The sequence below is a fragment of the Halopseudomonas oceani genome, from assembly GCF_963677335.1.
In the GTDB taxonomy this organism is placed as follows: Bacteria; Pseudomonadota; Gammaproteobacteria; order Pseudomonadales; family Pseudomonadaceae; genus Halopseudomonas; species Halopseudomonas oceani.
Genome location: NZ_OY781932.1, coordinates 2889762 through 2904278 on the forward strand (window position 1 = coordinate 2889762; position 14517 = coordinate 2904278).

Sequence of the window (14517 nt, forward strand, 5' to 3'; positions counted from 1 at the left end):
TGATCGGTCTGATCTATTCGGCTTGAGCGTCAGCGCGGCGATTAACCGCCATGGCCAACTGCAGAGTGTCAGTGCCGAACGGCTGCGGCTTATCCGCTGCGCCGGCCTGCAGCTGCTCGGCCGACACCCCAAAGCGCTGCAGCAGCTTGGCAACAGACTGCGCGTGGACGACAAAACGTTGCGGATCGACTACGTTCGCTCCAACCTCGCCAGCCTGTTCCATCAACTGAACCCGCGCCTCAGGGTTGGCTTTCAGGAAGGCCGCCAGCGCCCCCAGCAAGCCCTGAGTGGCAGCATCCGTCCTGCCGGGCTCATCACCTGAAAGGCCCGCCGCTTGCAGCTGCGACGAGTTCAGCCGCAAGGCCAGCGGCCTCCCCGGAGCAGCGGGAACCGTCAACGTGACCGCGCCACCCAACCCGGAAAGATTGAGACCATCGCCCTGCACCTCAAGCTGCAGCGCCTGTTGCTCCGGCGTCGGCAACGCTTGCCCAGCGCCCTGTTGCGGGGCTCGATAGTCGATCGTCTCTTGGTATCCCTGCGGAGGCAGGTAAGCCAGAATGCTGGCCAGAATCTGAATTGGACTATTGAGCTGGTAGTTATGGCTATCAGCGCCATCCAGCACCCCGCTGACGGTCACGGTCTTGCCCTGGCCAATCTCGGCATCAGCAAACCAGGCGCTCAGGTTCACCCGCAGGTCATCCCCACTGACCACTCCGCCCAGCCCCGCCGTCACATCCGCATCGGTGGTGCCATCGTAAATTTTGTTTTGCGCTGCGACGTTGATCAGGTCGATCACCTTGGCGCTGATGTCGGCGGTGGTCGTGACGCTGTTCGCCGACAGGGCGTAGTTACCGGCATCCGCGCCTGACAGCATCCCGCTGACCGTCACGGTTTTGCCGGTACCAGCGTTTTTGTTATCAAACGCCCCGGCGAGGGCCAGTTGCAGATCATCGCCGCTGATGACACCACTAAGATCGGCAGTCACATCCGCATCGGTCGTACCGTCGTAAACCTTGTGCTGCGCCACCGCATTGATCAGGTCGATTACCTTGGCGCTGATGCTGGCAGTGGTCGTGACGCTGTTTGCCGACAGGGTGTAGTTGCCCACATCCGCGCCCGACAGTGCGCCGCTGACGGTCACAGTTTTGCCGGTGCCGGCGTTTTTGTTATCAAACGCCCCGGCGAGGGCCAGTTGCAGATCATCGCCGCTGATGACGCCACCAAGATCGGCAGTCACATCCGCATCGGTCGTACCGTCGTAAACCTTGTGTTGCGCCACCGCATTGATCAGGTCGATCACCTTGGCGCTGATGTCGGCAGTGGTCGTGACGCTGTTTGCCGACAGGGTGTAGTTGCCCACATCCGCGCCCGACAGAGCGCCGCTGACGGTCACGGTTTTGCCGGTGCCGGCGTTTTTGTTATCAAACGCCCCGGCGAGGGCCAGTTGCAGATCATCGCCGCTGATGACGCCACCAAGACCGGCAGTTACATCCGCATCGGTCGTACCGTCGTAAACCTTGTGTTGCGCCACCGCATTGATCAGATCGATCACCTTGGCGCTGATGCTGGCGGTGGTCGTGACGCTGTTCGCCGACAGGGCGTAGTTACCGGCATCCGCGCCCGACAGCAAGCCGCTGACGGTCACGGTTTTGCCGGTGCCGGCGTTTTTGTTATCAAACGCCCCGGCGAGGGCCAGTTGCAGATCATCGCCGCCGATGACACCACTAAGATCGGCAGTCACATCCGCATCGGTGGAGCCGTCGTAAACTTTGTTCTGAGCAATGGCGTTAATCAGATCAATGACTTTCGGTGTCACCGTGAGAGTACCGCCGGTAGCGGTCAGGTCGACGTTGTAACCCGTAGCGTCCAGATCACCGACCTGCCAGGTCAGGGCATAGTCAGCCGCGTCCGCACTTGCGGCCGCACCTGCCGAGACAAGGGTGGGTGCACCGATGTTGCTGGCGTCGTCCTGCGTGAACACATTGCCGTAAATGCCAGCGTCCACAAACCCGCTCAGTGTGTAATCGGTGCCGGCAACCGGCGTGGGGAATATGTCACCGTAGGTTTTGGTGTAGTTAACATTGTCGGTGACCGTGAGGGTGGGCTGCATGGCAAACACATAGCGGTTGCCCGGTGCCGTGACAGCTGGCGAGCCACTCCAGCTGGTATTCCAGAGCGCCTGATTACCGCTGGCCAGACCACCAAAGGTGTTGTCATCCGGGTTATCGCTGTAGATCAGCCAGCGACCATCTGCATGGCTGGTCTGTACAGCAGCACTCCCGGCCTCGTTAATAAACGCGTTACTGCTCAGCACCAGAGCATCGCCCGCCGCATCAGAGGAAAGCACAGCGCCCGCCGCGAGGTGAACATCGCCTTCGGCCTCGACCAGCAGTGCATTGTCTTCCAGTGAAACACTGTCGCTGACGTTAACATCGCCGCTGGCCTTCAGGCTCAGGGTGGCACCCGAAACGTTATCTGCCACCTTGACGCCGCCCAGGGTAGTGATCAACCCCGCTGTCGCTTCGACGGTGCGGTCACCCGTGAGCAGGTAGTAGCTATCACTGATGGTACTAGTCGCCTGAAAACCTATCAGGCCACCGACCCGGTCAGCGCCTGTCACCGCGCCCGTGGCATAGGACTGGCTGACGCTGCTGTTCCTTTGGGCTCCAATCAGGCCACCAACCGCTCTACCCCCAATCACCGTTCCTGTCGCATAGGAGTGGCTGACATGGCTGCCTACCTCCTGAAAACCTATCAGGCCGCCAACAAAATCTCCCCCACCAGTCACCGTGCTTGTCGCATAGGCATCGCTGATGCTGGCATTGCTGCCCCACTGCATACCGACCAGGCCGCCCACAAGTTTCTCCGCGCCAGTCACCCTCCCTGTCACATAGGCATTGCTGATATCACCATCAAATTTATTACCAACCAAACCCGCAACATAGCTCCGCCCGGTAATATCGATATTTTCCAGCCCTACATGGCGGAGCCTTGCGCCATCGGTGTAGCCAAACAATCCAACATAGTCTGTGGCTCGCCGATCAATAAACAGATCACCAATCACATGCCCAAGACCATCTAGGCCGCCGCCGAATCGATTGGCTAAATCACCAATGGGATCAAACCCCGCAGTGCTCCACATGCCCGAGTCATTGCTGCCATTGGCAATGCCGGCATCAATATCAGCTGCAAGGGTGTAGTCTGCCGTCAGATCCAGCGCAGCCAGTTGCAACTGGTGGGCGTTGCGAATGGTGGTGCTGTATTCGCTGTACAAAAACGGCCGGGTGGAGCCTTCGATCATGGCCCAGGTGGGATTGCCGCTGCCGTCTTTGGCTATATACACGTCGCCGTATAGCTGCTCCCAGGTGCCGAGATTTTGATAGGCGCTGTGGTTGTAGCGGTTAGAGGCCGTCACCTCAGCCACGCCGCCAGATGCCCCACTCCCAATCTGCCCGGTGGAGGCGCTATCCCAGTGGCTGTCAACAATCGCGAAGAAGGTTTGGCCAACCAGCCCACCTACGTTCGTGCCCCCTTCCACCGCGCCTGTCGCGTAGGAATTCCTTATGCCGCCACGGTTTAAACCGACCAGACCGCCAATCCAATCATCGCCAGCAACTGAGCCAACAGCATATGACTCACGGATGAGGGCACCTTCCGACCAGCCCACCAGACCGCCAACGTTTTTACTTCCTTGCACACGACTGGTGGCATAAGACTGAGTGATACCGCCATCTTCTTGATGACCAATCAGACCGCCGACATTTTCCAGGCCCTGAACCACGCCGCTGACATAGGATTGGGTGATGTTGCTGTACCTGCTATACCCAACCAGGCCGCCAACATAGCGACTCCCCCTAACATCAACACCGTCCAACCCCACCTGGCGCAGGGTTGCGCCGTTGGTGAAGCCAAACAGACCTGTATGGTCGGATGCATTCCGATCAATAAACAAACCACTGATCACATGCCCCAGCCCATCGAACACGCCACTAAATCGATTGGCGTCATCCCCAATCGGCACAAACCCGGCACCGCTGTTCCAGCCTGCCGTGGCGCTGGCATCAATATCCGCCCCCAGCACATAGTTGCTGGTCAGACCGCTGTTGATAGCTTGCAGCTGTTGCAGAGTGAGGATGACGTTATAGGCGTCGGGGCGATTGCTTGCGGTGATGGCACCCGTGGGCAAGTCATGGCGGTTAAAGACCTGATTGCCCGACAGCCCCAGTAGATACGGCGTGGTCTGATCACCAGCATTGCCCCACACCTCGCCAAACTCGAAACCGGTGAAGCTGTCGGCGGAGAACATTTGTTCGGTGGTCAGGCCCGTGCCACCGCCAGCGCTCGTTGCCTGGCCGGTTGTTTCGGTGTTCCAGTAGCTGTTGGTGATAGAGCTGTAAATAGGGTCCTGATACGCGACCAGACCGCCAACCTGAGCCGCCCCCGTCACCGCACCGGTGGCATAGGACTGGCTGATGTTGCCACCGTTCTGAAGCCCGACCAGACCGCCAACCTGATTACTCCCCGTCACCGCGCCGGTGGCATAGGACTGGCTGATGCTGCCATCAAACTGATGCCCGACCAGACCGCCAACCTCTAACGTCCCCGTCACCGCAGCGGTGGCATAGGACTGGCTAATACGACTATTAGCGAAGCTGTCACCGACCAAACCACCAACGCGGTACTCCCCGTTCACTGAGCCACTGACATAGGACTGGCTGACACGACTATTGTATTGCCCGCCCACCAGAGCGCCGACGTAATCCCGGCCCGTAATATCGACGTTCTCCAACCCCACCTGACGCAGCGCTGCGCCATCGGTGTAGCCAAACAGGCCGACAAAGTCTGTGGCTCCCCGGTTAATAAACAGGCCACTGATCACATGCCCCAGGCCATCAAACACGCCCTGGAAACTATTGCTGTAAGTACTACCAAGCGGATTAAACCCCGCACCGCTGTTCCAGCCTGCGGTGGCACTGGCATCAATATCCGCGCCCAGCACATAGTAGCCGGTCAGCCCGCTGTTGATGTCTTGCAAGGCGTTTACATCAGTAATGATGGTGTAGTCGATGACAGAACCAGCACTGCCCAGCTGGGTGCTGAAGCTGCCAGTGGAGGCCAGATTGATGGGCGCCGTGACCCGGTATTGGGCTTCGGTGCCGTTAATCACCCCATCGCTGCTGCCCTGCCCGTATTTCAGCGCCAGACCGGCGGTGCCGCTGGCGTTAAGGGACTCATTGACGTGGATATCACGCTCGGCGCTGAGTGTGAGGGTGTTGTCGTTCCAGCTGACGCTGTCATTAACGAAAACATCGCCGTTGCCGTCGGTGGCGCCATTGACGCTCTGGATCTCGACGTCGGTGCTGGCAAGCTGGTTGCTCAGCGTGGCGCCGGTGATGTCACCGCCGCTGGCGGCGATGGTGAAGTCGTTGGGGTCGATCAGCCAGGTGCCGGTGTCGCCATGTTCAGCCTGCGTGGTGATCTGTGTGCTGTCTGCGATAGTGACGTGAGCGCCGCTGGTTTCGATAAAGCCGCCATCGCCGCTGTCGGGCGCTGAGGCGTCCAGCGTGCCGTCGATAGTGGCGGTGCCGCTTTGCATATCCGCCAGCAGCACGATTTTGCCGTCGCGTTCGGCCACGGTCTGCGCACGAATCTGCCCACTGTTGTTAACCACCGAATCGAGCACCTGATCCGCGGCGTGGGTGGTGAGGTAGACACTGCCGCCATCGGCCTGGATCGCGCCGTGGTTTTCCACCAGGGCATTGAGTTTGCCCTGTTCAATGGTGAGGTTGATCAAACCGTCGCCGGCAAAATCCAGTTGAATTTTTTCCCCAGCGGCCATGGCGACATTGCCCAGGTTGGCGCGGATCACCCCGTCGTTACTCACCTGCCCGCCGAGCATCACCACAGCGCCGCCATCGGCATGGATGGTGCCACGGTTGATCACCGCCTGATTACCGCTGCCCTCAAAACGGTAGTTGCCGTCGACAAAATCCTGATTGTCGATATCCAGCGTGGAGGCCACCAGGCCGCCGACGTTAACGTTGGCCCCTTCGGCAAACAGCACCCCGTTCTGGTTGACCAAAAACACCTTGCCGGTGGCATTGAGGTTGCCGTAAATCGCCGAGGGGTCGTTGCCGGTAACGCGGTTCAGCGCCACGGCGGAGCTGCTGTGTTGGTCGAAGTTGACGGTGTTGCCTTCACCGATGCTGAACGACTGCCAGTCGATAATGGCCTTGTTTGAGCCCTGCTCGATGGTGAGCGTGTGATCACTGGGCTGGCTGATGGACACATCGCCAGCAATCACCTGACCATTCTGCGGCAGGCTGGCCGCCAGCACGGTGCCGGGCGCCGCGCACAGCAACAGCAAAACGCCAGGAGCGCCCCGCCATTGCCCGCCTCGTAGTGTGCCGCTGCCCTGCTTACCTCGCCCCTTGCCGCAGCCACGAGCCAACTCGGATACGGCCTGCCAAACGCCCAGCGCAGCATTGAAAACGGTTTTGAAGATGTGATTCATGGCGCTCCCTTCCCCGGGGGATGTCCGGCCCGGATTGGGCAATGACAGCTCCCCTGCGTGATGATTTCCGTTTGGGCTGTAGGGTAGAGATCAGTGCGGTTGAGAACCACTTGGCGGATATATCATTTTCCGAGTTCTTATCATTTCCCTCGTATTGGCTGCCAAACCGGTGAATTCCGGTAGTATTCAGCCATGATAAAAAAACACGGAAGCGGCACGGAGGTGCCACTAGTTAAGGCAGACATGAGCGGTGGTCAGGCAATCGACCTGCCGGGCATTCGCGGTCGTATGGAACGTCTGGAATTCGCCAGTGGCATAGTGCTCTACCGGATGGAATATGAGGCGCTGGAAGACTGTTCCGTGCAGGTACAGAACAGTTTCAGCGAGCCGTGGATCGGCTCTGCGCTGCATCTGCAGGGCCGCTCCGAACTGGCCTACCCCGACGGCAAAACCTTTACGCTGACACCGGATTCGGCACTGTTGATGCGGGTTGACCCATCAGGCAGCCGCTTTCATCTGTTCAAGGGGCAGCTCATTCGCCATGTGGGCGTAGCGTCGACCCTGGCACCACTGCAAGCGCGCTTCAACGGCCAACTGCCGGAGCGTCTGTCGCTGTTCCATGACAGCGCGTTTGGCGACTTCCAGCTGGGCCAATCATTCTCGCCCAGCCCGCGCCTACGTCAATTGGCAAGCAACCTGTTCGACAACCACGCCAGAGGCAGCACCCGACTACTGAAGCTCGAAGGTATTGCAAACCTGTTCCTTGCCGAAATCATCGAGCTGTTCTGCGAGGAAAACGATACAGAAGATCGCATTATCGTTTGGGAAAAGCAGGCCCTGAGCGACATCATCGCGCACATCGAAAACAACCTGGATGGCGCCCTGGCCCTGGCCAATCTGGCCGATATGGCAGGTCTGTCCGAGAACCGCCTCGATCAACTGTTTCGGCAAAAATTCCAGCTGAGCTGCGCTGAGTACGTGCGCAATGAACGCATGAGTACAGCCAACCGCTGGCTGGAAACAGGCGAATTGCCCGTGCGTGAGGTTGCCGAGCGAGTTGGCTACAGCCACGTCAGCAACTTCTCTCGCGCCTACCGAGCACGCTTCGGGGAAACGCCGGCACGGACACTGCGAAGAGGTGCATCCAGCAGCGGATAAGGCACTATCTGACGGTGTGCAGGGAAAGGCTGAATCGTCCTGTGCTAGAGTGCCACCTGACTCCAACCTGGGTAACCACCATGCTCGTGTACATTCTCATCGCCTGCGACCGTCTTGATGAAAAGCAGGAAAAAAAGCTCAAACAGAATCTGCCCGAGCTGCAAGCCGCCTTGCAGGTATATGCTGATGAGAACACAGCAACCACGGTAACCCTGATCAACGACTGTGAAAGCGACGACTGTGAAGACTGGCAACTGGGCATCAGCCAACCGATAAAGAAGCCAGTTCACCTCAACCCGCCAGTGAACCTGTTCAACAGTCTGGCCCAGCAATACGACATCGACTGTGAGGTGGGCTATATCGAAGACGACGAGCGCGAAGCCGTCAGCTACTTTGGCAAGCACGAAGGTCGTGGCGAGGCGTTTCTGATTGCCGAATATCTGGGGCTTTAAACGCCCGACCCGCAGCCGCAGCGGCCATTCTCACTCTGGCCGCTGCGGTCGGTAACGCTCTTCGACGAAGCAACACCTTTACCTTGCCGACTGCGGTGCAGACTGAGCAGCCCCACCAGGTTATCGAACCACCATCAAGCATGCTGCCCCGGGGTCTTGCCTCTCAACCTTCAGGGTGCAGCACCACACGGTTACGACCCGTAGCCTTCGCTTCATACATCGCCCGATCAGAACAACTTATTGACTCTTCCACGGATAGAGATGAGCCAAGAACGGTGACACCAAAGGAGGCCGTCACTTGAGCCTGACCAAAACCAAAACGCAGCTTGGAGATGGCTGAACGCAAGCGCTCCATTACCTCCCCTGCCTGAGTAATGGTTGTGCCCGGCATGCAAATGATGAACTCTTCTCCGCCATACCGGTAGATCAGGTCGTAGGGGCGCAAACAGGACTTTACACACTGCACGATTGAAACGAGTACCAGGTCGCCAGCGGCATGACCATACGAGTCGTTTATTTTCTTGAAATGATCAACATCGAGCATAGCCAAGGCGCAGGCTTGTTCCCCCCTTTGCACCAAAGCCTGCTGTTTTCGAAGCTCTGCAAGCAGGCCAGCTCTGGTTTCAATTTCAGTAAGTGGGTCTCGATTTTTAACAGCCTCGGCAAACTTGTGCCGTGCTGCCATTATGTCCAGCCGCATTTTTTCCCGACAGCGCTCAAAGTAATCCCACTCTTCAACCGGAATGACCGAACCAGCTGAAATCAATCGGAGGAATTCGCGCGCAACGCTATGTACCGTCTCGTGCGCACCTTTTAGTGACGTACAGTCAAAGCCCTCGTCAAAAACGATAGCTGAACGGTCTTCAAGCCATTTTCCAAAAGGGCACTGCAGGTGCGCATCAAGACGCAAATCTGCTTGATCTGGTGGCACGCGAGAAACCAATGTTCTCAACAAATTCCTGTACCACTGATCGTGAAGATAAATGGCATGATCAAGCTCAACAATACTTGCCTGTAACTGATGATTCGTTAAGGTGTCCACATCGATGTCTCTTTCCAGGTCTGACGCCCAGTTGGGGGACGGACTTTTAATCGCTAGGCGCCGAAAATATCGACCAAACCTAGAGCGAACGCCAGCAGCCGCTTGTCAAGCACTTGAGTTTTTCCAGGCCCGATAAAGGCCTGCAATGTCCGATGAACACAAAAAAGGCATCGCCCCTTTGATGTCGTCCAGCGGCCAATCCCACCACTGCATTTCCAGCAACAGGGCAATCTCCTGCTCTGAAAAACGTTTTCTTATGGCTTTGGCCGGGTTCCCTCCCACGATCGTATAAGGTTCAACATCCCTGGTCACCAGAGAGCGGCTGCCAATGACTGAGCCATGCCCAACCTTAACGCCAGGCATGATCATTGCCTCAGAGCCAATCCACACATCGCTTCCTATGACGGTATCACCCGCAGGCTGGAAGGCATCAACGGCTTCAGAAAAAGCAGGCTCCTCACTCATATAAAAAAAAGGAAACGACGTAACCCAGTCGTATCAGTGGCCTTGATTGCCCGCCATGATAAAGGCGGCGCCAGTTCCGATGGAGCAGAAACTGCCAATAATCAATTTATCGACATCATCACGATCCGGCAGAAGATAGCGGGCGCAATCATCAAATGAGTGTCCATGGTAGTAGCCTGAATAATAACTATAACGACCTACCTGGATATTAGGGTTCTTGACCTGCTCCGTGAGTAATTTCCCTTTGAATGGGCTATCAAAATAATTTTCCATGCGATCCATACCATAATCCGGCAGCAAAATTATGGCGCTGCCACTGCCTTGGGCGGCCGCCAGAATGGCTACAACAAGTTATTAAGTGACGCCAGGCTGTCAGCACCACCTTCAAGCCGAATGCACTCGGCAGACTCCCGCTCCCAAGGCGCAGCAGAACGAGTATGCAGGTGAACAGAAACCTGCGACGCGACAGGCTCTTCGAGCAAACCTGCCGGGATCCAGACCATTGAGCTATTCGACACATTATTGGGAACCGGACTTCCGCAGATAGAGCAAAAGTCACTTCGGAAACCGCTTTTTCTTTTATAGGACGTTATAAGCCCTTCACCTGAAAGCCAATGAAAAGCGGCACGTTGCACAAAGGTGGCAGCGTTGGCCGCTGCTCCAGTCGCTTTACGGCACAACGAGCAGTGACATTGATAGAGGTTTCGTATTGGCTCTTCAATTTTGAACGTTACACTGCCACAGAGACATGCTCCTTTCATCAACAGCCCCTTTTATACTGATTGCCAAACCAGAGGAAGAAACTGAGCTCGTCCTGCGAACCCGGAGGTTAAACCAGAAAGCAAGAAAAATGCCACGTACCTCCTTTAAACTTGTATTTCTTGTGATGTCCAACCGGCGAATTTTCAGGCCGATTGTCTAAAAGGCTTTGCGCACAACTCAGCAGCCCCGCCCCTTTCAGTCTCAGCGCGAGATCAGACAAACGTGCCTGTTCGCGCACGGTCTACGCTCCTTAGCGCTCGGCTGCAACTACGATGGTGTTGAAGCCTTCCTCTGGCGCGGGTGCCACAAAGTGCCTGGTAACCACCTCAAACATTTCCTCAGTGTCCGTTGCCGCCCGCTGAGGCTGCTCCATTCGCCGTTTGGCGATTTGCTTCAAGCAGGTCTCATCAGACTGATCAATGTAAATCAATTCATGTGCAGCCTGAATTTCAGAAAAAATGCTCTTAAACCACGCCCGCTGTGAAACCGTATTTGCCGGGAAGTCCATTACCACGTTAGTTCCGGTTGACAGGATCGACTGAACCAACTTCTTAATTTGGGGCTTTAGCAGCCCGGAATACGTTATGTAATCGTTCAAGGTTTTAATGCGATCCGGGTAAATGGCTGCAAGCCACTCGTCTTCCGACAGCAGTACCGCATTTCGTTCCCGGGAGAGTTCGCGCGATCGTGTGGACTTCCCTGCCCCCATTTTGCCGCAGAAAAATATTAATACCCCTGATTTCATCACCTACCTCTTAGTATCTGACATCCGCGCTGTAACCAGACTGACTGCAGCCTGTTACTTGACGCGATTGTCGACAGGTTGATTGTCACACGGCTCAAGATACTCAGAAGAGAGCTCGATGCCTTGATCTGGCCGATAAGTCCATTGCCGCACCCAATCCGGCCCTGCATCAGAAAAGCCACCACGCGATGGAAGCTCAACTTCAGTACCGTTGAACTCACCGCTAGTCAATATGGCTTTCAGGATAAGAACCCGTCCGGTTTCGCCACGCGGATACTCATAGACACCGGTAATATCTAATGTTGTACCGACGTTAACCGGGGCAATAATACTTCGTTGCTTTTCAAATAAGAGCTTTTTAAATAACGTTTCGTCCCATGTGTTTTTTGCATCAAGGTACGCCGCCCACGACTTGGGATACTCATAATGATGGGTGTGGTGGTCAACCTCGTAGGGCGCCGGATCAAACCCCTGGATGCCAGTACAAAACGTGCTGCCTCCAAAACCACTCGCGTCCAAATCTGCGCATCGAGCCTCATACAGAAAGGCGGGCTTTACTGTGACATAACAGGTTGCCAGGGTCTCAGCATTACGCACCTCATTGCTGCGGTCGACAATGCCGTATGCACAACCACCCAGCAGCAACGCAACAGAAAATAGAGCTATTTCTTTCATAACCTTGCCATTTGATATCTGAAAAATGTGTTAACACTCAACCCAATATTATTTACAGCAGCCTTTCCATTGAAAAATTTACCAGTGATATCTTATTTCGCTTAACTTCATTTTCCTTGATCACCGAAAACCCACGGCGCTCGAAGAAAGGCTTGGCAATGAGTGAAGCTTCAACGTATAAGCGTTCCATATTGTTAGCCTTTGCACGCGCAAGCAGATACTCATACAACGCGGAGGCAACACCTCGCCCCTGAAAATCCGGATGAGTATAGGTACAGTCGATATGACCATCAGCATCCAATTCGATAAAGCCAGCAACGCGACCTTCAATTAGCGCGACAAAGGGCTTTTTTATATTCAACCGCTCAAGCCACATCTCATAGTCAACAGGCGCAGGAGCCCAGGCCGCTTTTTGCGCAGACGAATACAACAACGAGTCAATCGCATGAACAGACTGGTAAAACAAGTCCGCTATATCCCTTGCCTTATCTGAGGAATAATCTTTTATTTTTATAACATTACGCTCGCCACTATAAGCAGAGCCTGGCGTCTTTGCGCCCGGTGCAGAACTCAGTACGTCACCGGGAGTCTTGTGACACATCTATCGCCTCTCCAGAAAAAAGCAGCCAACCCAAGTAGACATACACAGAAGGTCGTTACGCACTACCCCTGCTCGCTAAAACGGTTTCCAGCAACTCAGTCAATACAAGCGGCTTGAAAAGCGCCCTATTCCTGCGCATATCTTCAAGGGACCACCAGGCCCATCGTTGTATGGTGGCCTTTTCTTCTTCGGTCCACGAGGCCGCGAAAAGCTCATCTTCCGACTCGCACTGAACAAGAAAATACTGCTCTTGCCATATAGCGGGAACCGACAATGCCACGGCAAAAACATCCTCACGCTCCAGCACCAATTCCCCTATCGCGCACTCAAGCCCCGTTTCCTCGTAAAGCTCTCTCTTGGCTGCCTCCAGGTACGTTTCGCCCTCTTTGAGCTCTCCGCCTGCAGTCGCCCAGAAAGGCTCTGCGCAATGCTCATCTTTGTATTCAAATAAAAGCAACTGATCCAGTTCATTTACGATCAGTAATCGTGCGCACTTTCTGACGTCCATCACGCTCTCCATCTCACAGCCCCTCTTGGCGATCGCCGTCGCCGCACCGACTCTCCGTAACCCAGCCTTGCCTTTGTCTACTATATACACAGGCCTGCCCAGCGGCCGATGGGCCTGCGTCAGATCCAAAACCCGTCATTCACTACGTACCAGACGCACAGCCAGTGCAAACCCTTCACTGTGCGCATCTACCGCTCCATCGAGAAAATCGATGAAGTAAATGAGTTGGGGCATTTCCTCAAAGTGGGTTTCACTCCAGTAGGGTGCCCCCTCTCCGAAATCGGTCACCGCTGGAAACACGGTGGAGTTGATCGCAGGATTGACACATTGCGGTTCGACGATGCTATGAAGCTCAGCAATCGTTGGAAGTCCCCAGCCGCCGCCCATCTCCTGCGCAAACTGTTTCGCTTCATCCAATCGCATGAGCTTCGCGTCACCGGTACAGCCAGCATCACTCGACCAGGCGCTACCTGCAGTGCAGCGGCTCCACGTTAATCCGGTCTGCTGGTCATAGGCTTCGCCACCATTGAGGACAAACCGCGACGATGGCCTACGATCACTGTCAGTTTCGTCACAGGCAGCCAACGCCGCACCTGAGGCCAGCCATAACGCAAGTATTGAAAATGTTTTAACGCTTTTCATGATTGAGTACCTGATATCTAGCGGAAAGGCATCCGTACACGCAGGTCGCGGATGCCAACACGAAGGAGCAGAGCGATAGGCCGCAGAGCATTTCGCATCGAACAATCTCGGCCAAGGGCAAAATATGAATGAGCAAAAAAGCCTGAGTGATCCGACTTCCCTTGTATCTGGTGAGGTCAGACTACAACGTCTCGGCAATTGAGGTCGTTACAAGAAACACCCGTCCTAGAGCGGCTCATTACACCTAATCATACCGGTTGGCGGCAGTCATATCAGCGCCTACGTCTAATCGATTTAGCTAATCATGGAGATCCAATTGCCTTTCGCTGGATGCCCACTGGCCTTATCGCGTACCAGCTGCGACTGAGCCTAGGTCAGTGGGCGCATTAGATGATGCGCTTGCGACCGCCCAACGCGGCGACCAGTCCGGTGCCGCACTGAGTTAGCGACAAAGGCCACCAATCCACTCTGCCGCCGAGCGTCCGGCAGGGTCGACATATAGCCCCACCAATTGCCTGCCCCAGGATCGTGGTTCAGCCTGGCAACCGCGCAAAGGCTGGCACCGCTTCTAAAGCGTCATCCCACTCCGCCTTACTGGAACAAAAGATATGTGCCGTCGGCAGCATAGAGATCTCAGTGTCCAAACACCCGGCAGGAACAACGAGCAGCCCTGCAATCTGAGTGTTTGGCAATGCTGAACCACACAACGAGCAAAAACTCTTGTGATGCTGAGTACCAGCAAGGGTAAAGGACACGACAGCATCTGCACCAGACAGCCAAGATAAGCTAGCGGATGTTGAAAATAGATTAGCTGCGTGAGCCGACCCGGTATCTTTTTGACAATGCTGGCAATGACACAGATAAAAGCTTTCAAACGCGCCGGTCATCTCAAACGTCACCGCGCCACACAGACAAGAACCTAAATAATCAGCCATGCCCTACCTCCTTGTTTG

The 14517-nt window shown here is 55.7% G+C and carries 11 protein-coding genes and 1 pseudogene; 2 read left to right on the top strand and 10 right to left on the bottom strand.

The window, feature by feature from the left end; all coding sequences use genetic code 11:
- Positions 1-13 precede the first annotated feature (13 nt).
- On the bottom strand, positions 14-6514 hold the full coding sequence (locus ACKPCU_RS13515; protein WP_321347433.1) for a YDG domain-containing protein: 6501 nt from the start codon (positions 6512-6514) through the stop codon (positions 14-16).
- 222 nt (positions 6515-6736) lie between these two features.
- Here ACKPCU_RS13515 and ACKPCU_RS13520 point away from each other — a divergent pair, with 222 nt between their 5' ends.
- Together ACKPCU_RS13520 and ACKPCU_RS13525 are read left to right on the top strand one after the other, a co-directional pair.
- Complete coding sequence (locus ACKPCU_RS13520; protein ID WP_211287085.1) at positions 6737-7672, top strand: helix-turn-helix transcriptional regulator; 936 nt, start codon at positions 6737-6739, stop codon at positions 7670-7672.
- A gap of 80 nt (positions 7673-7752) precedes the next feature.
- Entirely contained in the window at positions 7753-8124 is a 372-nt protein-coding gene (locus ACKPCU_RS13525; protein WP_321347438.1) for a hypothetical protein, read from the top strand.
- A gap of 163 nt (positions 8125-8287) precedes the next feature.
- Here ACKPCU_RS13525 and ACKPCU_RS13530 read toward each other — a convergent pair whose 3' ends face one another.
- The 9 genes and pseudogenes from ACKPCU_RS13530 to ACKPCU_RS13570 form a co-directional block, all read right to left on the bottom strand.
- Complete coding sequence (locus ACKPCU_RS13530) at positions 8288-9166, bottom strand: diguanylate cyclase (RefSeq protein WP_321347440.1); 879 nt, start codon at positions 9164-9166, stop codon at positions 8288-8290.
- Positions 9167-9271: 105 nt separating this feature from the next.
- Positions 9272-9904, bottom strand: a pseudogene (gene catB, locus ACKPCU_RS13535) (type B chloramphenicol O-acetyltransferase).
- A 68-nt stretch (positions 9905-9972) separates the two neighbouring features.
- Positions 9973-10392 carry a GFA family protein gene (locus tag ACKPCU_RS13540; protein ID WP_407651764.1) on the bottom strand — a complete coding sequence of 140 codons (420 nt, stop codon included), beginning with the start codon at positions 10390-10392 and terminating at the stop codon, positions 9973-9975.
- A 251-nt stretch (positions 10393-10643) separates the two neighbouring features.
- Entirely contained in the window at positions 10644-11138 is a 495-nt protein-coding gene (locus ACKPCU_RS13545; protein WP_321347442.1) for a P-loop nucleotide/nucleoside kinase family protein, read from the bottom strand.
- A 54-nt stretch (positions 11139-11192) separates the two neighbouring features.
- Positions 11193-11813 (bottom strand): hypothetical protein, encoded by a 621-nt coding sequence (locus ACKPCU_RS13550; RefSeq protein ID WP_321347444.1) that lies wholly within the window; start codon positions 11811-11813, stop codon positions 11193-11195.
- Between the two features lie 52 nt (positions 11814-11865).
- Entirely contained in the window at positions 11866-12414 is a 549-nt protein-coding gene (locus ACKPCU_RS13555) for a GNAT family N-acetyltransferase (protein ID WP_321347446.1), read from the bottom strand.
- Between the two features lie 55 nt (positions 12415-12469).
- A complete protein-coding gene (locus ACKPCU_RS13560) occupies positions 12470-12934 on the bottom strand; it encodes an NUDIX hydrolase (protein ID WP_321347448.1) in 465 nt (154 codons plus the stop codon).
- 123 nt (positions 12935-13057) lie between these two features.
- Complete coding sequence (locus ACKPCU_RS13565) at positions 13058-13564, bottom strand: Lcl C-terminal domain-containing protein (protein WP_321347450.1); 507 nt, start codon at positions 13562-13564, stop codon at positions 13058-13060.
- A gap of 533 nt (positions 13565-14097) precedes the next feature.
- Positions 14098-14499, bottom strand: a complete 402-nt coding sequence (locus tag ACKPCU_RS13570) for a GFA family protein (protein ID WP_321347452.1) — start codon at positions 14497-14499, stop codon at positions 14098-14100.
- Between the last annotated feature and the right edge of the window lie 18 nt (positions 14500-14517).